General features: G+C 44.0%; 18 protein-coding genes. 7 read left to right on the top strand and 11 right to left on the bottom strand.

The annotated features are described in order from the left end of the window. The first annotated feature begins 279 nt into the window (after nucleotides 1–279). From metK to AC0J5Y_RS04385, 3 genes are all read left to right on the top strand, one after another. A complete protein-coding gene (metK, locus tag AC0J5Y_RS04395) occupies nucleotides 280–1,446 on the top strand; it encodes a methionine adenosyltransferase (protein WP_475131696.1) in 1,167 nt (388 codons plus the stop codon). Nucleotides 1,447–1,542: 96 nt separating this feature from the next. Further along, a complete protein-coding gene (locus AC0J5Y_RS04390; protein ID WP_475131695.1) occupies nucleotides 1,543–1,899 on the top strand; it encodes a DUF3144 domain-containing protein in 357 nt (118 codons plus the stop codon). A 203-nt stretch (nucleotides 1,900–2,102) separates the two neighbouring features. After that, on the top strand, nucleotides 2,103–2,453 hold the full coding sequence (locus tag AC0J5Y_RS04385) for a hypothetical protein (protein ID WP_475131694.1): 351 nt from the start codon (nucleotides 2,103–2,105) through the stop codon (nucleotides 2,451–2,453). A 153-nt stretch (nucleotides 2,454–2,606) separates the two neighbouring features. Here the strand turns inward: AC0J5Y_RS04385 and AC0J5Y_RS04380 are convergent, their stop codons facing one another. The 7 genes from AC0J5Y_RS04380 to AC0J5Y_RS04350 form a co-directional block, all read right to left on the bottom strand. Next, the gene (locus AC0J5Y_RS04380; RefSeq protein ID WP_475131693.1) at nucleotides 2,607–4,250 is read right to left on the bottom strand and encodes a BCCT family transporter; all 1,644 of its coding nucleotides are present in this window, start codon (nucleotides 4,248–4,250) and stop codon (nucleotides 2,607–2,609) included. Between the two features lie 169 nt (nucleotides 4,251–4,419). Then, entirely contained in the window at nucleotides 4,420–5,673 is a 1,254-nt protein-coding gene (locus AC0J5Y_RS04375) for a PQQ-dependent sugar dehydrogenase (protein ID WP_475131692.1), read from the bottom strand. 193 nt (nucleotides 5,674–5,866) lie between these two features. Beyond that, the gene (gene clpB, locus AC0J5Y_RS04370) at nucleotides 5,867–8,464 is read right to left on the bottom strand and encodes an ATP-dependent chaperone ClpB (RefSeq protein ID WP_475131691.1); all 2,598 of its coding nucleotides are present in this window, start codon (nucleotides 8,462–8,464) and stop codon (nucleotides 5,867–5,869) included. Nucleotides 8,465–8,707: 243 nt separating this feature from the next. After that, nucleotides 8,708–9,199 (bottom strand): L,D-transpeptidase family protein, encoded by a 492-nt coding sequence (locus AC0J5Y_RS04365; protein ID WP_475131689.1) that lies wholly within the window; start codon nucleotides 9,197–9,199, stop codon nucleotides 8,708–8,710. Nucleotides 9,200–9,401: 202 nt separating this feature from the next. Continuing rightward, nucleotides 9,402–10,187: an SDR family NAD(P)-dependent oxidoreductase gene (locus tag AC0J5Y_RS04360; RefSeq protein ID WP_475131688.1), complete on the bottom strand. Its 786-nt coding sequence runs from the start codon at nucleotides 10,185–10,187 to the stop codon at nucleotides 9,402–9,404. Between the two features lie 87 nt (nucleotides 10,188–10,274). Further along, on the bottom strand, nucleotides 10,275–11,990 hold the full coding sequence (locus AC0J5Y_RS04355; RefSeq protein ID WP_475131687.1) for an AMP-binding protein: 1,716 nt from the start codon (nucleotides 11,988–11,990) through the stop codon (nucleotides 10,275–10,277). Between the two features lie 175 nt (nucleotides 11,991–12,165). Beyond that, complete coding sequence (locus AC0J5Y_RS04350) at nucleotides 12,166–13,308, bottom strand: DNA topoisomerase IB (protein WP_475131686.1); 1,143 nt, start codon at nucleotides 13,306–13,308, stop codon at nucleotides 12,166–12,168. 179 nt (nucleotides 13,309–13,487) lie between these two features. Here AC0J5Y_RS04350 and AC0J5Y_RS04345 point away from each other — a divergent pair, with 179 nt between their 5' ends. Further along, complete coding sequence (locus AC0J5Y_RS04345) at nucleotides 13,488–13,940, top strand: N-acetyltransferase family protein (protein ID WP_475131685.1); 453 nt, start codon at nucleotides 13,488–13,490, stop codon at nucleotides 13,938–13,940. 120 nt (nucleotides 13,941–14,060) lie between these two features. Here AC0J5Y_RS04345 and ppnP read toward each other — a convergent pair whose 3' ends face one another. From ppnP to AC0J5Y_RS04325, 4 genes are all read right to left on the bottom strand, one after another. After that, a complete protein-coding gene (ppnP, locus tag AC0J5Y_RS04340) occupies nucleotides 14,061–14,345 on the bottom strand; it encodes a pyrimidine/purine nucleoside phosphorylase (protein WP_475131684.1) in 285 nt (94 codons plus the stop codon). 55 nt (nucleotides 14,346–14,400) lie between these two features. Next, a protein-coding gene (prfB, locus tag AC0J5Y_RS04335; RefSeq protein WP_475131683.1) for a peptide chain release factor 2 occupies nucleotides 14,401–15,496 on the bottom strand; the annotation gives its coding sequence in 2 pieces (ribosomal slippage) (nucleotides 14,401–15,423 and nucleotides 15,425–15,496; 1,095 coding nt in all). A gap of 92 nt (nucleotides 15,497–15,588) precedes the next feature. Beyond that, a complete protein-coding gene (locus AC0J5Y_RS04330) occupies nucleotides 15,589–16,296 on the bottom strand; it encodes an HAD family hydrolase (RefSeq protein WP_475131682.1) in 708 nt (235 codons plus the stop codon). A 41-nt stretch (nucleotides 16,297–16,337) separates the two neighbouring features. Further along, the gene (locus AC0J5Y_RS04325; protein ID WP_475131681.1) at nucleotides 16,338–16,874 is read right to left on the bottom strand and encodes a gamma carbonic anhydrase family protein; all 537 of its coding nucleotides are present in this window, start codon (nucleotides 16,872–16,874) and stop codon (nucleotides 16,338–16,340) included. 171 nt (nucleotides 16,875–17,045) lie between these two features. Between AC0J5Y_RS04325 and AC0J5Y_RS04320 the strand changes: the two genes are divergently transcribed. The 3 genes from AC0J5Y_RS04320 to carB all read left to right on the top strand — a co-directional run bounded on the left by AC0J5Y_RS04320 (nucleotide 17,046) and on the right by carB (nucleotide 22,647). Beyond that, a complete protein-coding gene (locus AC0J5Y_RS04320) occupies nucleotides 17,046–17,615 on the top strand; it encodes a phosphatase PAP2 family protein (protein ID WP_475131680.1) in 570 nt (189 codons plus the stop codon). Between the two features lie 400 nt (nucleotides 17,616–18,015). Beyond that, a complete protein-coding gene (carA, locus tag AC0J5Y_RS04315; RefSeq protein WP_475131679.1) occupies nucleotides 18,016–19,248 on the top strand; it encodes a glutamine-hydrolyzing carbamoyl-phosphate synthase small subunit in 1,233 nt (410 codons plus the stop codon). Between the two features lie 144 nt (nucleotides 19,249–19,392). Further along, a complete protein-coding gene (gene carB, locus AC0J5Y_RS04310) occupies nucleotides 19,393–22,647 on the top strand; it encodes a carbamoyl-phosphate synthase large subunit (protein ID WP_475132077.1) in 3,255 nt (1,084 codons plus the stop codon). Nucleotides 22,648–22,914: the final 267 nt, after the last annotated feature.

Here is a 22,914-nt window from a genome sequence, read left to right as displayed (position 1 = left end):
AGGCAAGTACCCCATATTTTTGATCCTGCTGATAATCAGGTGATAAACGTATAATTGGCAACAGCTTCAAGCACGTTGTCAGTTAATAATTCGATATAGTACAACGCAAAGCTATCGCTCTCTTAGCCTGACCCCATATGATTCATAGAAATCTGTGCCTTATGTAAATTTATATAACACATGCATTTATGAATAAATGAATTAAGTAATACCAATTAAAGCAGCGCCCAGACGTTATGCTTTTTCCTATCTTTATTGATTCAATTAAGCGATCCTATTATGCGCGAATATAACTTATTTACCTCAGAATCTGTGAGCGAAGGTCATCCTGACAAAATGGCTGATCAAATCTCAGACGCTATCCTAGATGCCATCTTACGACAAGATTTACATGCGCGTGTGGCATGTGAGACTCTAGTCAAAACTGGCGCTGTCGTATTGGCAGGTGAAATAACCACCACGGCCAACGTCGACGTTGAGCGTATCGTGCGTGATACGGTTAATGGCATTGGTTATCATCATTCAGACTTGGGTTTTGATGGCGAGACATGTGCCGTTATTAATATGCTTGGCAAGCAATCACCTGAGATTGCCCAAGGTGTTGACCGCGCTGACCCTGAAGAACAAGGCGCTGGGGACCAAGGCCTCATGTTTGGCTATGCTAGCAATGAGACTGAAGTATTGATGCCCGCCCCTATCGAGTATGCTCATCGCTTGATGGAGCGTCAGTCGGAGTTGCGCCGCGCAGGCGAACTACCTTGGTTACGTCCGGATGCCAAAGCACAAGTCACGCTAAAATACGATGGCAATAAACCTGTTGCTATTGACGCGGTCGTCTTATCTACGCAGCATGATCCAAGTATCTCGCAAACCGATTTACAAGAAGCGATCATGGAATCAATTATCAAACAAGTACTCCCAGCAGAGCTACTACATGCGGGTACTCGCTATCATATCAACCCGACTGGCAAATTCGTCATCGGTGGTCCTGTTGGTGATGCAGGACTGACCGGTCGTAAGATTATTGTTGATACTTATGGCGGTATGGCGCGTCACGGTGGCGGCGCATTTAGTGGTAAAGATCCCTCAAAAGTTGATCGCAGTGCGGCTTATGCGGTGCGTTATGTGGCTAAAAACATCGTCGCTGCTGGTATTGCCGATCGCTGTGAAGTACAAGTAAGCTATGCCATTGGCGTTGCTGAACCGACTTCTATCTCGATTAACACTTTTGGTACTAACAAAATCAGCAACGATGAAATCATTAGCTTGATTCGTACGCATTTTGACCTACGTCCGTATGGTATCACTCGTATGCTGAATTTATTGCAGCCAATGTATCAGCAAACTGCCAGTTTTGGACATTTTGGTCGCCAAGGTTCTGAAACTGCCTTTACGTGGGAAAAAACTGACAAAGCTGAGATTTTAAAAGCGGATGCTGGTTTATAAAATTTTTGCTAAAACCCTTTTTGTACCTGCTATCTTATCCAGCTCTTAGACTGCTGTGATACATTTAAATTTACTTACCATTATTAGGAGTCGCTTATGTCTCAAGAGAATGCTCAAAACAATGAGATTGATGCAAGTCTTGAAATCACCCCTGAAATGCAGTCTTTTTATCAACGTGCTGACACCATTATTGGTGTAGCAAACAGTCAATTGGGTCCTGAGGCACACTCAGGTCAAGTAGGTGCGTCATTGCTATATGCCGCAGCACGTTATAGCGCATCGGTCGCCTCGATCGGCTTTGTAAAAGGCGATGATTTTGCCAAAGAAAAAGATGATATTGTCGAATTTTATACCAAGCAATATCGCCAAATGCTGAGCGACAACTTGACTGATTATGCGCAGAACTTTGATAAATACGTACAAATAAATCAAGATGAGAAATCAGCGAAATAAGATTTCATTGCTCATATGATGTTTTAATACCCATCCCAAGCTCAATATAGAGTTTGGGATTTTTTAGCCATTGTCCAAAATTTATTTACCGTGTCTTGACTAAGAGCTGTATAGATAACCTTCTAAAAATGCGCTACTATCATTAAAATAGTCGACTATCGCTAACAGAAAATTATGACACTCATTTATAAGGACATATCATTATGGTCAACCTATCTCAATCATGGCTATCTTTACTTAAATCCTCATTATTAGGTCTAACATTGACCCTGACTTTGGCAAGCTGTAGTAGTATGGTCAATGTTCCCACTCCAGACACCACGCCTATTCAAACAGAACATGCCACCGCTACTAAAGATCAAAAAACGGATGCTGGTATTTTTACCCAATGTGCTCCTAGTAGCTCAGAAAAAACCATGTGTACCATGCAGTATGACCCCGTCTGCGTCAAAGTCAAAACCCCAACAGGATTTAGTACCCAAACGGCAGGCAATGCCTGTTCCGCATGTAATGTCACCGGAGCAGTCAGCTATACAAAAGGCGAATGCCAGTAATACCATGTTGGTAGCATAGATAAACGAGTATCAATACTACATCTATCTCATAGACTCAATAAAAGCGCCATAAAAAATCCTAAGATGTCCATGCATCTTAGGATTTTTTGTTTTCATTTTCTATAAATCATCTTACATATAAATGCAGGATAATCAGTCGCCCTTGACTATCTTAGGAGGGCCTTTTAGTAAGTGCTCATCAACGAATTCGTTTGCCGAATTATGATCGGCCGACTCATCAGTAATGAAGTCCTGCTGCGCCCGATATAAAATCAAACGATCACGACTCAGACCACGTAATAATGCATACATCATCACAAAAACCACTAAAGCAAATGGCAGTCCTGCGACAATAGCCGCTGCCTGAAGTGCAGACAACCCACCAGCCGCAAGCAAGATAGCAGCAATCACCCCTTCAGTCGTTGCCCAAAACAACCGCTGAATTTTTGGTGGATTGGTATCGCCACCAGCGGTCAGCATATCAATGACAAAACTGGCTGAATCTGACGATGTCACAAACCAAAGCATAATCATCACCACAATCAACAGCGTGATCGGTTGTGCCAATGGATAGTATTCCACCAGTTTAAAAATGGCGCTGCCAGTATCTGCTTGTACTGCTTCCACCAATCCTGGGCTAATACCTGTCACTGCAGAGGCAAGCTCCATATGAATGGCAACACCGCCAAACGTTGTGAACCAGAAAAACAAAATCAGCATAGGGATAAGTAAAACCCCAAGCGTAAACTCACGAATGGTACGGCCACGAGAGATACGAGCAATGAAGATACCGACGAATGGTGCCCAACTAACCCACCATGCCCAATAAAATATCGTCCAACTGCTCTGCCAATCTGTCCCACTATAAGACTCACCCCACGTCCCTAGAGATACAATCGCTGTCAGATAATTACCGATGTTTTCGACGAAACTATCAAAGATAAAGAGCGTCGGCCCCAAAACGACCATGAATGCCAATAAAACAATCGTAAAGCCAATATTAATATCACTGAGTCGTTTAATGCCTTTATCCAAACCCATCATAACGGAAGCCGCGGCGAGCGCTGTAATAAAGGCGATTAAAGCAAATTGTATAGGGAGACTACTCGGTATCCCAAACAGCTTCTCAAGCCCAGAATTGATCTGCATCACCCCAAGCCCAAGTGAGGTGACTACACCAAACATCGTACCAAATACCGCCAAAATATCGACAGTATGTCCCCATCGACCGTAGATTCTTTTGCCAATCAATGGATAAAGTGTCGATCGAATCGATAAAGGCAAACCACGGCGGAAATGGAAATAGGCCAATGATAAAGCCACAACCGTATAAACAGCCCAAGCATGTAGACCCCAATGCATAAACGACAGGTTCATCGCTTGCTTGGCTGCCGCAACTGTTTCGGCGTCACCCATTGGCGGTGCCATAAAGTGATACAAAGGTTCGGCAGTGCCCCAATAAACCAGACCGATACCAATCCCTGCAGAAAACAACATACCAATCCACGAAAACAGATTGTATTGTGGCCGCTCCGTTTGATTGCCCAGCCGTATATCACCATAGCGACTCGTTGCTAAGTAAATACAAAGTGCCAGTGCCATATTCACCAAGATAATAAACAGCCAACCGAATTTATCGGTGATAAAATCTTGTAAAAAACTAAAAAGTGTCCCTGCCGTTTCGGTAAAAAATGCGCCAAAAATGATAAACCCCAAAATCAGCAGCGACGATGTAATAAATACAGGCTTACTTACCCGTGGAAAAGGACCCAATCTACCTACTTTTACTTTGTCCATGTGCAAGTCCTTAAATTTAAGAAACGTCACCTTAACAAAATATATCTTAATAATCAAATAATTACAAAATAAAACTTGATATAAATATTGGTTTAGTATAAATAGAAAAGCTATGTATAATGAGTGATGCACCTTAGGCAAGTGCTTCGTTCAAGACAACAATCAACCCCTATTGCTTAGGTAACAGCTTTAGTAATCGTCCATTATCACCATCTTCCAACACCCATACTTCACCATCCACAGTCATTACGCTACGGATGCGCTCACCCATATCGTAACGATAACGCTCACTGGCAGTATTGTCATCAGCGGTATCAACCACGATAAGCGCCTTAGATGACAAACCACTAATCAGCATATTGCCCTGCCATGCTGGAAAATTGCGCTGCGCACCCACAGTATAAAGACTCATCGATGAAGGTGATATGACAGGTGTCCACGTAATCTTGGGCGCTACAAACTTAGGATTCGTATCATGATCTGGAATATCAATACCTGAATAATTACGACCATTAGAAACCATTGGCCAGCCATAATTATTGCCTTTTTCGATCAGATTAAACTCATCGCCGCCTCTTGGACCCATTTCGTTCGCCCATAATTTGCCATCACCATCGAACACCATACCCAATACATTACGGTTGCCTGTGGTCCAGAACTGAGCGGCAATATCATTGCCATTATCTGCAAATGGATTGTCTGTTGGCACCGAGCCGTCAGGATATACTCTGATGATTTTACCCAAATTCACCGTCATGTCTTGCGCTGGATCTTTTTGTTGACGATCACCTGAGCTAATATATAAGTACTTTCCATCAGGTGAAAAGAGTAAACGATGACTATAATGACCTTGCCCTTTTACTTTTGGTGTTTGCTGCCAAATCGGTACAATCTCTTGCAAGCGTGGCGCATTAGTATTCAATCCTGAAAGTTTGGCTTTGACAACTTTGGCACCAAATGCATTACTCTCACTGCCTGTGCCCGCCTCTGCATAACTGATATAAATAGCGTTAGACGTGGCAAAATCTGGCGCAATGACGACATCGCCAAGTCCGCCTTGCCCGCCATACGCAACGTTAGGCACGCCTGTCACAGCCGTTTTAGCACCTGTTGCTGTATCGACGATAAATAACTCACCTGTTTTTTGTGTCACAAGGAATTTCGGTGGCTCATCATTTGTCTTAGGTAGCGCAGTCATTGCCCAAGGTTCAGAAAAAGTAGCCACAGCCTTAGTAGTAAATTCAGGTTTTTCAGCACTGGTTGATGCATCAGCGGTAGCAGGTTTTTCTTTATACTCTGCGAGATCTACATTGGTGTTGACTACCGCCTGATTAGAGCAAGCAGCCGTACTAAACAGCAGTGCTGATATAATAATTGGTAGGGTTAAAGGCGCGTTCTTATATCTGGTATTCACTATTGGCATTTGTCCTCTCCATCCGTGTTAAGTTCATGTCATTAGAGCTTAAATTATTTATGGCATAAAAAACGTGTTAAAAAAGTAAACAATACGGAAATGCCAAATAAAAACCCTTACCTGCCTGTAGAAAAAAATAGGCAAGTAAAGGGTTGCTTTTCATCTATAAGAACAATTGTTTATTGTGAACTCGTTTTAAGCGTTAGCTCATTCTGAGCTTATCAAATGTCAGCTTATCATCCACACCGACATCGACTTTGATGATATCACCAGCAACAAAATCACCAGCCAGCAGCTTCAATGACAATGGATTTTCAATCTCTTGCTGGATAGCACGTTTGAGTGGACGCGCGCCGTAGACAGGATCATAGCCCACCGCAACCAACTTGTTCATCGCTTCTGCCGATAACTCGATGTCTAGCTCACGCTCATATAGACGCTGACGCAAGCGGTTTAACTGAATATCAGCAATACCAGCCATCTGCGACATCCCGAGTGGATGGAAAACCACAATCTCATCGATACGGTTGACAAACTCTGGGCGAAAATGCTGTCCAACCGATTCCATGACTTCCGCTTTGATGTCCTCGTAGCTCTCGCCGACCATTTCCTGGATTTTATGCGAACCCAAGTTACTGGTCATAATGATAACGGTGTTTTTGAAGTCGACGACGCGACCTTGTGAATCAGTCAAACGACCATCGTCCAACACTTGCAATAAGATATTGAACACATCAGGATGCGCTTTTTCAACTTCATCAAACAAGATTACGCTATAAGGCTTGCGACGTACCGCTTCCGTCAATGCACCGCCCTCCTCGTAACCGACATATCCTGGAGGCGCACCCACCAAACGACTGACGCTATGCTTCTCCATGTATTCGCTCATATCGATACGGACAATTGCGTCTTCACTATCGAACAAGAAATTCGCCAGCGATTTGGTCAGCTCTGTCTTACCGACACCCGTTGGTCCTAAGAATAAAAACGAACCTGATGGGCGATTCGGATCGGACAATCCTGCGCGACTACGACGTACCGCATTGGCGACCGCTTCGACCGCTTCATCTTGACCGATGACACGCTCATGGAGTTTTTCTTCCATGGCCAGCATTTTGTCACGCTCGCCCTGCATCATTTTACTGACTGGAATACCTGTCGCTGCAGCAACCACTTCCGCAATCTCATTATCTGTAACTTTATTGCGCAGCAGTTTTACCCCACTATTTTCACCAGTCTGCTCTTTTTGTTCTGCCAAGTCAGACTCAGTGATACGGCGCTCTAACTGCGGAATCGTCTCGTATTGTAGCTTACTCATGGTCTCGTAATCGCCTTCGCGACTGGCTTTATCATAAGCAATACGCGCCTTATCCAGCTCGTCTTTTAGCTGCTGACTACCTTTGACCAAGGCTTTTTCTGCTTGCCAAATCTCGTTGAGATCAGCGTATTCTTTTTCAAGCTCTTCAATTTGTGCATCAAGCACTTTACGCTCTGCTTGCGCACCAGCGTCTTCTTCGTTTTTAAGCACTTCGCGCTGCATTTTTAGCTGAATCAGACGGCTATCAAGTTTGCCAAGCGATTCAGGCTTACTGTCCATCTCCATACGCAGGCGACTTGCCGCTTCATCAATTAAATCGATGGCTTTATCAGGTAGCTTACGATCGGTAATATAGCGATGGCTCATGCGCGCGGCAGCAATAATCGCGCTGTCTTGGATATCGACTCCATGATGCAGCTCGTAACGCTCTTTTAGACCACGCAATATCGCAATGGTGTCTTCGACCGTTGGCTCATCGACCAATACTTTTTGGAAACGACGCTCAAGCGCTGCATCTTTTTCGATATACTTACGGTATTCATCTAAAGTCGTGGCACCGACGCAATGCAGCTCACCGCGAGCAAGCGCTGGTTTTAGCATATTACCGGCATCCATCGCACCATCGGCTTTACCAGCACCGACTAGGGTATGCAGCTCATCAATAAATAAAATCACGTTGCCTTCTTGCTTCGATAAGTCACTAAGTACCGCTTTGAGACGCTCTTCAAATTCACCACGGAATTTTGCACCGGCGATCAACGCACCCAAGTCCAATGACAGCACTTCTTTACGGCGCAAACCTTCTGGCACATCACCATTGATAATTTTTTGTGCCAAGCCTTCTACAATAGCCGTCTTACCAACACCCGGCTCACCAATAAGCACAGGGTTGTTTTTGGTACGGCGAGACAACACCTGAATGGTACGGCGAATCTCTTCGTCACGACCAATCACTGGATCAAGCTTACCAAGCTCCGCTTGCTCCGTTAAGTTAATGGTATATTTATTGAGAGCATCACGCTGATCTTCAGCATTCTGATTGTTTACCGTATCATCACCGCGTAATTGCTCGATCACGGCTTTTAATTTATTGGCTGTAATGCCCGCACTTTCAAATATCTTTTTGGTATCGCCTTGTTCAGCCAGCGCCAACATGACCCATTCGGTGGCAATAAAATCATCACCTTCTTTTTGTGCTTGGCGGTCTGCCAAGTTCAGAATTTTGACTGAATTTGGGTTTAAATTAACGTCGCCTGTCGGCTCACTAATCGTTGCTTGATTGTCGAGCGCTTTTGCCACGCTATTTTTTAGCGCAGGGATAGACGCGCCTGCTTGTTGGCAAATTGACAGATTGGACTCATCTTGTAGCAATACCGCGAGCAGATGTACAGGGTCTATTCCGGTATGGTCACGCCCTAACGCCAAACTTTGTGCTTCTTGAATGGCAGATTGCAGTTTTTGGGTAAATTTCTCAAATCTCATAGTCGTATCCTTTTATCATTTATATATCATTAGGCAGCAAACTTATGCTGTTTACTTGCCTTCGTCTGCCTTTATATATGCGGTATATAGAGAGTAATTTCAACCTACTTAGCACTAAAGCCTTATTAATAGTAATGATATTAATTGCTTGAAATCAAATCACTAAATCGTGCTAACACTTAATACATAATGAATTTTATTTTAGAAAAAAATGCATCTACGGATACCGCTTATTTAAGATTTTCATTCCACGATTTCAATATCGGTACCGACCTTGACCATCGCCATGATTTCATCCATCTCTTCATCAGTGACGGCGATACAGCCCTCGGTCCAATCGCGTAATTGATTGACCGACGCCAAATGTCCAGAACCGCTCTTTTGACCATGAATCATAATATCACCGCCCGGATTGACGCCCATCTTCTTAGCATGTGCCTTATCAACCGCGTTAGGATAACTTACGTGAATAGAGCGATAAAATTTGGATTTTTCATTCTTATAATCGAGTGTATAAGAACCTGATGGGGTACGCTTATCACCCTGCTGCTGCTTGTGACCAATAGGATTGCCACCAAGCGCTATATGATAAGACTTGATAACAGTGTCACCATTTAATAATTGTAGAACACGCGCTGATTTATCAACGAAAACTTTGTCGATAATGGCAGTATCAGGAATAGAGGGAGTAGATTTTGAAGTATTTTGTATGTTTGACGCGGCATTGGTACTCATGAGAGTCACAAGGCTAAGACTTATTGCGCTTACTAACCAAACAAGATACTGACTGAAATCAGCACGAAAAAATGGCATGGCATTGCTTCTTATCATTAATGAATAAAACTGTCTTTTATAAGATAGCAAAAAACCATGCCAAGCGTTGTGCGAGTTGTAAGAATGAGACTTAAAACTGCGATATTAAATTCTTAGAATTCTATTACACCATACGAATCGCGCCATCTAAACGAATCACTTCACCATTAAGATAGGCATTATCAATGATGTGCATGACCAATTTGGCAAACTCATTAGGATTACCCAAGCGCTTAGGATACGGTACCGCAGCCTCTAGTTGCTCACGTGCCTTTTCAGGCAGGCTTTGCATCATAGGCGTTGCAAATACCCCAGGCGCGATAGTCATGACACGGATACCATGACGAGTCAGCTCACGTGCGAGCGGCAACATCATGCCAACGACGCCAGCTTTAGATGAAGCATAACTCCCTTGTCCGACTTGCCCATCAAAGGCAGCGATAGAAGCCGTATTAATAATGATGCCGTTGTCAGCGTTCTTTTCTACGGAGCTGTCTGCGTTATTAGCTACACGCTTCGCAATACTGGCTGCAACCAAACGTGCCACGTTAAAAGAACCGACAAGATTAATATTGACGCCGCGACTAAAAGCAGCGAGATCTGCTGGGTTATTATCACGGTCCAGCAGCTTTTGCACAACGGCAATACCTGCACAGTTAATAGAACCTTGTAAGCTGCCAAATTCTTTTTCAGCCATATCCACAGCCGCTTGTACCTCATCGCCACTGGTCACATCACAGCGTACAAAACGTGCATGGTCACCCAATTCATCAACCAGTGCTTGCCCCGTCGACTCATTAAGATCAGCGATGACAACCTTGCCGCCTTGAGCCACGATAGTACGCACTACCGACTCACCCAGACCTGACGCACCGCCCGTGACCAAAAAGCTGTGTTGTTCAATTTGCATAATTTTTCCTTTAATTAATATCTTTACTGTTATTTTTATCAGTCATCGATTTTTATCTTAACCTGACGATATGAGTGCATTGCTTTATTAAGCCGCAGATAAACTGCGCAGCAAAAAGCGCTGAATTTTACCACTTGGGGTTTTTGGTAACTCTTTCACAAACTCAACCTCACGTGGATAAGCATGAGTTGATAGACGTCTGCGGACCAAGTCTTGAATCTCTTTAGCAATTTCGTCTGTGCCTTCGATACCATCTTTTAGCACCACATAAGACTTAATGGTATGACCACGCACTTCGTCTGGCACCCCAACTGCCGCTGATTCTGCGACTGCCTCATGCTCCAGAACTGTGTTTTCAACATCGGTTGGTCCAACGCGGTAGCCTGCTGTAATGATAATGTCATCATCACGCCCTGAAAACCAATAGCTGCCATCACTATGACGCTCCACCACGTCGCCTGTTAAATAGTAATCATTAGCGAAGGCGTCTTTTTCGTTCCAGCTATAGCCGCGGAAATAAAATGCGGGCGATTGACTGACGACCACTGCTAACTGTCCTTGCTCACCATCCGGTAATATGTTCATATCATCATCTAACACTACCAATGTATGCCCCGGTAGCGCCATGCCCATCGAGCCAACTGGACATTCATGTGCTAACGCATGGTGCTCACAGCAAGTCATGCCTGTTTCTGTTTGCCCGTACTGATCGCAGACTTTACAATTTAAATAGGTTTCAACCCAATTGACCACTTCGATATTTAAGGTCTCGCCTGCTGAATTGGCACAGCGCAGTGATAATTTAGCTTCATCATCATTACTATTGTCATGGTGAGCAGCTTCAAACACGCCACTCGATTTCATCATACGAAATGCAGTTGGCGAGGACGCCAAATTGCTAATTTTATGACGTACCATAAAGTCGCGGGTATTGGCAGCGTCAAAGCCAGCTTCATTAAAATAGGTGGTGACGCCCAATAATAGAGGTCCTGTAATCGCATAATAAAGACCATACGCCCAGCCTGGATCAGCCATGTTCCAGTAATTATCATCGGCGCGCAGGTCAATTGCGTAACGCATATATAAATAAAAGGCTGAGAGCGCACTTAGCGGCACACTAACGCCTTTTGACTTACCCACCGTACCCGAGGTAAACATCTGTAAAAATGGTGAATCAGTATTTAGTAACACCGGTGCTAAAGTTTGTGGCTGCTCTGATATCTTGTCAGCATAGCTATCATCACCCCAGCTTTGCGCATCTACCTTGCTACCAACCAGCACCATTTTGGTTTGCTTCGCCAAGTCGTCAAACTTGCCACGATTGTCTTGATTGGTAAAAACGACCTTGGTATTGGCTTTTTCCATTCGATACTTAATCGAATCATAACCAAAGGCAGTAAACAGCGGTTGGTAGACTGCGCCAATCCGCCAAGTGGCTAATACAATGGTGAGTAACTCAGGGGTACGCGGTAGCATAGTTGCCACTTGGTCACCCGCTTGCACGCCATAAGAAAGTAGTAAACTTGCAACCTGTGCACTTGCTTTATCAAGCTCAGCAAAGCTCATACGCGTGACATTGCTAGCCGTATCTTCATGGATCAGCGCAATATTATCACCGCGACCGTCACGTACATGACGACCGCAGCACGCCATATAGGCGTTTAAACAGTCATCTACATTTTCACCAAATATCTCTGTCAGTAATGCGCTCATATCAAAATTATGATAATAATCGCTATAGCTGATGGCTTTATGGTCATGTAAAACGTTTGTGGATAAAGGGTTTGAAGATGTGGTGTTCATAAGCTAATCCTTTAGCAATCGAAGGTCACTGATGGTCTCAGCGACTTATAAGTGTTAAAACAGTTCTATCCTATAAACTGCTTGCACATATTAACGTGCGTATGCTCTATTAGTAACGTATTTTTATAATTATTTCAATACATAACGTATCATTTTTATCATTCTCTAAAAACAATTACTTAGTAATGGTTTGCTGTAGCGCGCTCAAAAATCCAAGTAACGCCTTTTCTTCACAGCTTTGATGCCGTTTGGTACGTCCACGACGCGCATGTTTATAAGGCTCAAAAAACTCCCCTGCTAAAAACTGCTGGATAATAATAGGATTGATATAAGAGGATCGGCAGACCGTTGGGGTATTGCCGAGCTCATCGGCGACGCTTTTTACCATATCGGTCACCAGTTGCTGGCGCTCCTTACTATCAGGCGCACTGGCTAAAATCAATTTACCAGATTTGGTTTGCAGCTCATCATAAAGGTAGCTTGCTGCCAACACACTTGCCATCCAAGTACGAAAGTCTTTTGCACTGTATAAATTGCCGCTATAACTTTCACACTTATTACCACAGGTGTGCATACGCAGATAATCATTGATATCAGCGCTATCAACGACTTTCTTATTGCCCTCTTCATCTAAATATTTGAATACTTGATAACCGGGTAGCTCAGAGCACGCTTGGATGATGTCAATCAAACGCTCATCTTGCAATTCTATATGATGCTCTTTGGCACTTTTACCGACAAAGTCAAATGCCAGTCCAGTATCCGTTTCGCTGACATGCTTACTGCGTAAGGTGCTTAAGCCATAGCTTTTATTGAGCTTGGCGTAACGACTATTACCGATACGAATCAAGGTGGTCTCAAGTAATTTGACCACTGCTGCCAACACATTGTCACGTGATAAGGGTTTGGCTTCTAAATCTTTTTCAACTTGCGCACGCAGATTGGGCAACGCTTCTGCAAAGCCGATCATGGCATTAAACTTGGCTTGGTCGCGCACGCGATCCCATTCGGGATGATATAAATACTGCTTACGCGCTTTTTCATCACGACCTGTCGATTGTAGATGGCCTTTATCATCTTGGCATATCCAAACCTCTGACCACATCGGCGGTATCACCAAAGCAGCAAAGCGCTGACGCAATGCTTTGTCTGTGACCGTTTTGCCAGTGGCATCCCGATAAGTAAAGCCACGTCCAGAACGTCGACGCCCATATCCAGGATCGGTATCGCTGACATAACGTAAGTTTGCGAGGCTCGCCAAGTGCTCATAGTCATGGCGTATATCTTGAGTGGGGTTTTGCTGATTTTCTTTGTCCATGAGAAAACTCGTCTGATAAATGAATCGTTTTAGCATAATGAACTGTGATGATTTTTGCTGTTTATTTGCCAAGAACAAAGTGTAATCCTGTGTAAAATAAAGTGGGTACAAGGGTTCTAAACGATGCGCTTTTGAGGCATAATTTAGCACTACTCACGACTTAAGTTTATTAAAATAAAATGAACCATTCATCTGTAAAAATAAAACCGCTAGCTATCACTGATTACGACCTTTGGTTACATTTATGGCAAAACTATCTGACATTTTATGAGACCAGTTTGCCGTCAACTACAACGGAGACGACGTGGCGCAATCTGCTCGATAACGATATGCCTGTTTATGGGTTTGGGGCGTGGCAAAACGATATGCTGGTAGGTATTACCCATGTGGTGCTGCATCCCAATACGTGGAATACTAACGAATGTTGTTACTTAGAAGATTTATACGTCACTGATAATGTACGTGGTCAAGGCGTGGGTCGCGCTTTGATTGAGCAGGTCTATGCATTTGCCAATGAGAAACACTGCAACCGTGTTTACTGGACGACGCAAGAAGGCAACACCGCAGCGCGTAAACTCTATGATGCCATTGCTACTCAAACAGATATGATGCAATACCGTAAAAACCTATAATGTTGACTGACTCTGTATTGCCAGTATATTTTGTTAAAACGTCTGCAAATAAAACATCCATAAAAAACGCCAAGCATTAACTTGGCGTTTTTTTGACGACTGTACTCATATGGGAAACAGCTATTTACCGTAAGTACATAGATAAGCCGTTTCGACTTCCACTTTTACTTGAAACTTCTGATTGGCGTCAATGGTAAATTGCTCACCAGCATTAAAGGTTTGCCATTCATCACTTTCTGGTAGCTTCACTGTCAAAGCACCGCTTACCACACTCATGGTTTCAAACTCACTGGTGCCAAATTCGTATTCACCAATTTCCATTACACCAACAGTCGCAGGCTTGGTTGCCGTTTGAAAGGCGATAGAAGTGACTTTATTATCAAAATAATTGTTAACGCTTGGCATAATTTTCCTTAATTAAGTGTTAGTGGATATTTCAAACTCTTTTTATAGTCTAGCTTTACAGACCTGCTTTTAGACTCGCTTCGATAAATTGATCGAGGTCGCCATCGAGTACTGCGCCAGTATTAAAGGTTTCAACGCCAGTACGCAAGTCTTTGATACGTGAATCATCAAGCACATAAGAGCGAATTTGACTGCCCCAACCAACGTCTGACTTACCATCTTCAACCGCTTGCTGAGATTCCATCCGTTTTTGCATCTCAAGCTCATATAGCTTGGCACGTAGCATTTTCATTGCCGTCGCTTTATTACCATGTTGGCTACGCTCGTTTTGACAAGTGACCACCACGCCACTTGGCTCATGGGTGATACGTACGGCAGAATCAGTCGTGTTTACATGCTGACCACCTGCACCAGATGAGCGATAAGTATCAATACGCAAATCTGCCGGATTGATATCAATTTCAATATTATCATCGATCTCAGGCGACACAAAAACGGCAGCAAATGAAGTATGACGACCATTATTACTATCAAATGGTGACTTACGCACTAAGCGATGTACGCCAATCTCAGTACGTAACCAACCAAAGGCATAATCCCCTTTAATCTCAATGGTTGCCGACTTGATACCAGCGACACCGCCAGCGGACACCTCAATAACGTCCACTTTAAAGCCATGCGCTTCCGCCCAGCGCGTGTACATACGCAGTAGCATTTCTGCCCAATCTTGCGCCTCTGTACCGCCACTGCCTGACTGGATGTCCAAGTAGCAATTATTTGGGTCCATCTCACCGCTAAACATTCGGCGAAACTCTAAATCAGCAACGCGCTTCTCTGCATTGTCGAGCTCTGCTTGCACATCAGCAAGCAATGATTCGTCCTCTGCTTCTACCGCCAATTCCAGCATCGTAGATGCATCTTCCAAGGTGGTTTCAAGTGAGACCACCACATCAATCACCCCATCAAGCTGACTTTTTTCTTTATTAATCTTGGTTGCGCGTTCTGGATCATTCCATAGCTCAGGGTTTTCCAGCTCTAAATTGACTTCTTCTAAGCGTTCTTGTTTACCATCGAAGTCAAAGATACCTCCGCAAGTCCTGCCCACGCTCAGATAAGTCTTTGATTCGTTCTTGATACGGATTGATTTCCATAAAGGTTCCTGTGTTTTAAAAAATACGATGGTGCTATTTTAAATGAGATTTAGGTGAAATGTTCGGCTAATTTTAACTGCTACGTGCGTCCTCTAAATTGACCAATCCTCAACCGCCCAGCGGTGTGCCAACGCATGAGCATGTAACGCATCATCAGGTGACACGCAAATAGCCACATCTGCCCACTCAAGTAACGGAATATCATTTTTGGAGTCTGAATACGCATAAGTCTTGACAAAATTAATACCTGCCAGTTGCTGCTTGCCAATCCATTTGTCCAAATGATAAATCTTACCTTCTTTAAAGTTTGGCTTATCGGTCAATTTACCCGTATAGCGCTCGTTTTTTATCTCAAGCGGTGTTGAGAGTACATTACCCTCTTCAATCCCAAAACGCTTAGCAATCGCCGAAACGACAAAGTCATTGGTCGCCGAAATAATCACCACATCGTGACCTGCTTCAACATGTTGACATAGGACCTCCATCGCTTTTGGGCGGATGTGCGGCTCAATCTCGCTTTTGATATAGTCTTCGCGCAGCTCATGCAACCTATCCATCGGGAGGCTACTTAAAAACTGTGCCACAAACTCGTTATATTCCGTCGCATCAAGCGTACCTTCGATATAGTCATTATAAAATTTCTGGTTGGCAGTACGATACTCGGCTTCGTCGACAAGATTATGCTTGACGATATATTCGCCCCATAGATAGTCGCTATCGACATCGAGCAAAGTATGGTCTAAATCAAATAGCGCTAAGGTGCGTGAGACAGTCTGGCTGACAATGCTTGGCGTGCTCATAACAAAATACTCATGAAGGATAATAAAGGGTTTACAAGAACTTATTCGGGTTGCTCAATCTCTCTGAGGCCAGTTTTAAATTTCTGACAACGCTCGCTATAATGCAGCGCTGATAGTTTCATCATGACTGCTTGCTCATCAGTTAATGTTTTGACCACTTTGGCAGGCGCGCCCATGACGAGCGAGTTATCTGGAATCTCTTTGCCTTCGGTGACCAGAGCTTTGGCACCGATGATGCAGTTTTTGCCTATTTTGGCATTATTTAGGATGACTGCACCAATCCCAATCAAGCTATTATCGCCCACTTCGCAGCCATGCAACATTGCTAAATGACCAATGGTGACATAATTACCAATTTTCACTTCAATACCGGCATCGGTATGAATCACGCTATTTTCTTGCACATTACTATAGTCACCGATATGGATACGTTCATTGTCACCACGTATCACCGCGCCAAACCAAACGCTTGCCTGATGACCTAAATATACATCACCAATGACTCGTGCTGAGTCTGCAACCCAACCATTAAAGGGTACAGCGAATGTAGGCACTTTGTCTAAATATTGATAAATCATACTCTATCCTTGATGGGCTTTATTCAGTTATTATTAATAAATGTAGTTGAGACAGATATCGGTTATAAAACTGACCTGTAAATATGTGAGCGCGTAATATAGGAGCAAGCATTTGTAGTATAATGCGGTTTTCTTTCATCTGCCCTATGAACCCTCTTTAGGATTGCCGCAATGATCAGCAAAAACGCTTCCGCTATCATTTTATTACCCAGTAGTTTTTTATTATCGAGCAGCTTACTTGTCGCTATGCCAGCTCACGCCAGTAGTAGCGATAATATCGACAAGGCAGGTAACATTCTATCTTTCGCTATACCAGCAGTTGCTTACGGTAGCACTTATTATATGGATGATAAAGAGGGACGAGAGCAATTTTATTATTCATTTGCAACTAATGTTGCAGCCACTTATGCCCTAAAATCTATGATTGGTAAAGAAAGACCAGATGGCAGCGATGATGATGCTTATCCATCTGGTCATACCTCAAGAGCCTTTCAAGGTGCCAGCTTTATTCATAAACGCTATGGACTAAAATATAGTGCTCCTGCCTATATTGGCGCAGGTTTTGTGGCTTATAGCCGCATTGAAGCCGATGAGCATGATGCTGTCGACGTCTTGGCGGGCGCTGCCTTAGGTATGGCGAGCAGCATGTATCTGACCAAAAGCTATCAAGATGACCAGCTGCATGTCGCTACCAACTTATCGCCAGATTACTACGGCTTATCAGTTCATTATAATTTTTGATCAATAAACCCTAATCTTCATACCTATTTATAACGCCTATTTGTCACTACCGTTAGCCAAATCTATGATGGCTACTCAGGATTGAAGGTGATATAAGAAACATCTTAAATTTATTAGCTAAGCATCAGCTTAAGAGGCTAGCCCTTGACGCAAAACTCTAGTATAATGCGCAAAATCTGTGCCAAAGCGAGCGGACATGATGTAAGTTACTTATTCACCACCTAGTGAATCCTGTACCTTTTCATCTATGATGTCTTCTCGCTTTTTTGTGGAAAAATTTTGGCGCTGTCTCTTTTATTATGGTTATTTAGCCGCAGTTAAATAGCAATAATCAAAAAAGCAGCGCTTTATTTTAACCAAAAAACAGCACAGCACTCACTAATAACAGCGGAGGCAACCCTTGAATTCATCGGCAGAAATACAAGCAATTTTGGCACTAGCAGACGGTACGATTTTTCGCGGTTTGAGTATCGGTAGTCTTGGTCATCGCGTCGGTGAGGTGGTATTTAATACAGCCATGACAGGGTACCAAGAAATCCTAACCGACCCAAGTTACGCGCGCCAACTGGTCACGCTTACTTATCCGCATATTGGCAATACCGGCACTAACGCTGAAGATGTTGAATCCGGTAATGGTCATCAAGTGTGGGCTGAAGGTCTTATCATCCGCGATGCGACCATGGTAACTTCGAACTTCCGCAACTCTCAATCGCTGAGTGATTATTTGCAGAGCCATAATACCGTCGCTATCGCTGAAATTGACACGCGTCAATTGACACGCCTGCTACGTGATAAAGGTGCCCAAAACGGCTGTATCATGACGGCCTCAAATGGCGAGACCATCAGTACAGAGGATGAGCAACAAGCCATCAAGTTGGCACAAGCATTTGCAGGTCTAGAAGGTATGGACTTGGCAAAAGAGTGCTGTACCAAAGACAGCTTTGAATGGACAGCAGGTACGTGGGATCTGTCAGACACCCTACTTAATCGTGACATACCAGGCAGCCATGACAGCGGTACGGGCGGTTTCTTTAAGCAGCTTGGCACTCATATCGATGCAAAATACAAGGTCGTGGCTTATGATTTTGGAACTAAAACCAATATCTTGCGCATGCTCGTTGACCGTGGTTGTCATGTGACCGTTGTACCAGCACAAACGCCTATCGTAGACGTGCTCGCGATGAATCCAGATGGTATCTTCTTATCAAACGGCCCTGGTGACCCAGCTGCTTGTGACTATGCTATCGATGCGGTACGCCACATCATTGAAGAAACGGACATTCCAACCTTCGGTATCTGCTTAGGTCATCAGCTGATTGGTCTAGCGAGTGGTGCAAGCACTCTTAAAATGAAAACCGGTCATCATGGTGCCAATCATCCGGTACAAGACTTGGCAACTGGCACGGTTATGATTACCAGTCAAAACCATGGTTTTGCGGTTGATGAAGACACCCTGCCTGCCAATGTTAAATCGACCCATCGCTCATTATTTGATGGTACCAACCAAGGTATTGAGCTGACCAATAAGCCCGTTTTTAGTTTCCAAGGTCACCCAGAAGCCAGTCCCGGCCCGCATGATTGCGCGCCATTGTTTGATAAGTTTGCTGAGACGATGGCAGCAGCGAAAGCTTAATACCTAGCCGTAAATAATAAGTAGAAAGCTTGAAGCACAAATGGTGATTCAAGCTGCACCATGCCAGATACGATAAGCGTTATTGAACATATCGTTAAAATGCAGATTACTCAAAATATCACTCAAACGAAGGTAGCCCTAACTATGCCAAAACGTACCGACATAAAAAGCATTCTTATCATTGGCGCAGGCCCTATCGTCATCGGCCAAGCATGTGAGTTTGACTACTCAGGCGCGCAGGCGTGTAAAGCGCTAAAAGAAGAAGGCTACCGCGTCATCTTGGTCAATTCAAACCCTGCGACTATTATGACTGACCCAACCATGGCGGATGCGACCTATATCGAGCCGATTACTTGGCAGACGGTTGAGCAAATCATTGCCAAAGAACGCCCTGACGCGATCTTGCCAACCATGGGTGGTCAGACCGCTCTAAACTGTGCCTTAGCATTAGACAAACACGGTGTGTTAACCAAATATAACTGCGAATTGATTGGGGCAACTAAAGACTCGATCGAGATGGCGGAAGATCGCAATTTGTTCGATAAAGCCATGAAGCGTATTGGTCTTGAGTGTCCACGCGCTGAAACCGCTGAAACCATGGAAGAAGCCTTTGCGACTCAAGAAAAAATGGGCTATCCATGTATCATTCGTCCATCATTTACCATGGGTGGCTCAGGTGGCGGTATCGCCTATAACCGCGATGAATTTATCGAAATCTGCGAGCGCGGTTTTGATTTATCACCTAACCATCAATTGCTTATCGATGAGTCGTTAATCGGTTGGAAAGAGTACGAGATGGAAGTGGTTCGTGACAAAAACGACAACTGCATCATCATCTGTGCGATTGAGAACTTTGACCCAATGGGCGTGCATACAGGCGACTCAATCACCGTGGCACCAGCGCAAACCTTGACTGACAAAGAATATCAAATCATGCGTAATGCATCGCTCGCGGTACTGCGTGAGATCGGTGTTGAAACAGGCGGTTCAAACGTCCAGTTCGGTATCAATCCAGATACTGGTCGTATGGTTGTCATCGAGATGAATCCACGCGTATCACGTTCATCAGCATTGGCCTCAAAAGCCACGGGCTTCCCGATTGCAAAAATCGCGGCAAAACTGGCGATTGGTTATACACTAGATGAATTGCAAAATGACATCACGGGCGGCAAAACCCCAGCGAGCTTTGAGCCTGCGCTTGATTATGTTGTGACGAAAATCCCTCGTTTTAACTTTGAGAAATTCCCACAAGCCGATAATGTTCTATCAACGCAAATGAAGTCAGTTGGTGAAGTCATGGCGATTGGTCGTAACTTCCAAGAGTCGATGCAAAAAGCATTACGCGGCATGGAAACTGGCAATGATGGTTTTGATGAACAAATTGACTTATCAAAAGTAAGTATTGAAAAAGCGCGTAGCGAAATTACCAACCGTTTAACCATTCCAACACCTGAGCGCATTTATTATATTGCGGATGCTTTCCGTATTGGCATGAGCGTCGATGACGTTTTCAAATTAACCAAAATCGACCCATGGTTCTTGGTACAAATCGAAGATATCGTAAAAACCGAAGCTCAAGTTAAAGCGTTAGGCTTTGGCGGGTTAACTGAGCAAAACCTGCGCAGCTTTAAGCGTAAAGGCTTATCAGATTTACGTTTGGCTAAGTTGCTTGGCGTCTCACAAAAGCAGCTACGTACTAAGCGTTGGGACTTAAATGTCTATCCCGTTTATAAGCGCGTCGATACTTGTGCAGCAGAGTTTGCTACCAGCACCGCTTATATGTACTCAACATACGATAGCGAATGTGAAGCCAATCCTACCGATAATAAGAAAATCATGGTTATCGGCGGTGGTCCTAACCGTATCGGACAAGGTATCGAGTTTGACTATTGCTGCGTACACGCAGCCCTTGCCATGCGCGAAGACGGCTACGAGACCATCATGGTTAACTGTAACCCTGAAACCGTTTCGACCGATTATGACACCTCTGATCGTCTATACTTTGAGCCAATCACATTAGAAGATGTGCTAGAAATCGTCCGTATCGAAAATCCTGACGGCGTGATTGTCCAGTTTGGTGGTCAAACACCATTGAAGCTCGCCCGCGCACTTGAAGCCGCTGGGGTCAAAATCATTGGTACGAGCCCTGATGCCATTGATCGCGCTGAAGATCGCGAACGCTTCCAGCATATGATTCAGCAGTTGAATCTTGTTCAACCGACCAATGCCTTAGCGACCAGCTTAGAGGATGGTTTGGTCAAGGCAAAAGACGTTGGCTATCCGCTGGTTGTCCGCCCATCATATGTCCTTGGTGGCCGCGCGATGGAAATCGTTTATAACGAAGATGAATTAAGACATTATCTGCGCACTGCAGTACAAGCATCAAATGAAGCACCAGTATTATTAGACCGTTTCTTAGACGATGCGATCGAAGTCGATGTTGACTGTGTTAGCGACGGTACAGACGTGGTAATTGGTGGTATCATGCAGCATATCGAACAAGCAGGCGTCCACTCTGGTGACTCAGCCTGTTCATTGCCGCCTTACTCGCTATCGGATGAGCTGTGTGACGTGATGCGCGCACAAACCGTCGCTATGGCAAAAGAGCTTGGTGTTGTCGGCTTGATGAACGTTCAGTTTGCGGTAAAAGGTGAAACGGTTTATATCTTAGAAGTCAATCCACGTGCCGCGCGTACCGTACCGTTTGTCTCTAAATGTATCGGTACTTCTTTAGCACAAATCGCAGCACGCTGCATGGCTGGCATGTCGCTCAAAGACCAAGGCTTTACGAAAGAAATCGTTCCTGCATTCTATGCGGTAAAAGAATCGGTCTTCCCGTTTGCTAAATTCCCTGGTGTTGACCCAATCTTGAGTCCTGAGATGAAATCGACTGGGGAAGTGATGGGTGTTGGCAAAACCTTTGGCGAAGCATTCTACAAAGCGGTTATCGGTAGTAATGAGCGTTTGCCCGGTTTGCCAACTGAAGGCGAAACCAAAACGGTCTTTATTTCAGTACGTGATAGCGATAAAGCGCAAATTTCCCCTATCGCTCGTCAGCTGATTGACTTTGGCTTTAACATTGTAGCGACTACTGGTACGCAAAAAGTACTCAGTGACAATGGTATTGAATGCAAGCAAATCAACAAGGTCACCGAAGGTCGCCCACATATCGTTGATGCTTTAAAAAATGGCAAAATCGATATTATTATTAACACGACTGAAGGCAAGCAGGCACAAGAGGATTCCTTCTCTATCCGTCGTAGCGCGCTACAAGGCAAAGTGTTCTACGTCACGACTTTGGGCGCAGCAGATGCTGTTTGTAAATCTTATGCGATTGACCTACCTTTTGAGGTGTATAAATTGCAAGATTTACATGAGCAAGCAAAGTCTATTGTATAGCTCTATTGACTTGGCTGAATAATTTCAGTAGATTAAGCATAACCGTTAGGCTTGCCTAAGAGCTTATTTGAGCACAGTGCAGCGTTTAATACTGTAGACCATGCTTGAAATACAATGTAAATGATAGACCTAAAAAGCATAGTGGCTAAATTGCGACTATGCTTTTTATTACGTAAGCTTAAACACCCAAATTATTGAATTGATATCAATGAATGATAGCGACCTGACTGGTTACGCTGTCTGAATCATTAATCTTTTTTTATTTTA

It is taken from the genome of Psychrobacter sp. TS_SC_6 (assembly GCF_056156305.1).
Note: the sequence above shows the minus strand (reverse complement) of the source record. Positions and strands in the feature narration are given on the sequence as shown.

Bases quoted from the DNA above. Each gene is read 5' to 3' on its own strand.
- metK (WP_475131696.1), top strand. From the start codon at position 280: ATGCGCGAATATAACTTATTTACCTCAGAATCTGTGAGCGAAGGTCAT.
- AC0J5Y_RS04390 (WP_475131695.1), top strand. From the start codon at position 1,543: ATGTCTCAAGAGAATGCTCAAAACAATGAGATTGATGCAAGTCTTGAA.
- AC0J5Y_RS04385 (WP_475131694.1), top strand. From the start codon at position 2,103: ATGGTCAACCTATCTCAATCATGGCTATCTTTACTTAAATCCTCATTA.
- AC0J5Y_RS04380 (WP_475131693.1), bottom strand. From the start codon at position 4,250: ATGGACAAAGTAAAAGTAGGTAGATTGGGTCCTTTTCCACGGGTAAGT.
- AC0J5Y_RS04375 (WP_475131692.1), bottom strand. From the start codon at position 5,673: ATGCCAATAGTGAATACCAGATATAAGAACGCGCCTTTAACCCTACCA.
- clpB (WP_475131691.1), bottom strand. From the start codon at position 8,464: ATGAGATTTGAGAAATTTACCCAAAAACTGCAATCTGCCATTCAAGAA.
- AC0J5Y_RS04365 (WP_475131689.1), bottom strand. From the start codon at position 9,199: ATGAGTACCAATGCCGCGTCAAACATACAAAATACTTCAAAATCTACT.
- AC0J5Y_RS04360 (WP_475131688.1), bottom strand. From the start codon at position 10,187: ATGCAAATTGAACAACACAGCTTTTTGGTCACGGGCGGTGCGTCAGGT.
- AC0J5Y_RS04355 (WP_475131687.1), bottom strand. From the start codon at position 11,990: ATGAACACCACATCTTCAAACCCTTTATCCACAAACGTTTTACATGAC.
- AC0J5Y_RS04350 (WP_475131686.1), bottom strand. From the start codon at position 13,308: ATGGACAAAGAAAATCAGCAAAACCCCACTCAAGATATACGCCATGAC.
- AC0J5Y_RS04345 (WP_475131685.1), top strand. From the start codon at position 13,488: ATGAACCATTCATCTGTAAAAATAAAACCGCTAGCTATCACTGATTAC.
- ppnP (WP_475131684.1), bottom strand. From the start codon at position 14,345: ATGCCAAGCGTTAACAATTATTTTGATAATAAAGTCACTTCTATCGCC.
- AC0J5Y_RS04330 (WP_475131682.1), bottom strand. From the start codon at position 16,296: ATGAGCACGCCAAGCATTGTCAGCCAGACTGTCTCACGCACCTTAGCG.
- AC0J5Y_RS04325 (WP_475131681.1), bottom strand. From the start codon at position 16,874: ATGATTTATCAATATTTAGACAAAGTGCCTACATTCGCTGTACCCTTT.
- AC0J5Y_RS04320 (WP_475131680.1), top strand. From the start codon at position 17,046: ATGATCAGCAAAAACGCTTCCGCTATCATTTTATTACCCAGTAGTTTT.
- carB (WP_475132077.1), top strand. From the start codon at position 19,393: ATGCCAAAACGTACCGACATAAAAAGCATTCTTATCATTGGCGCAGGC.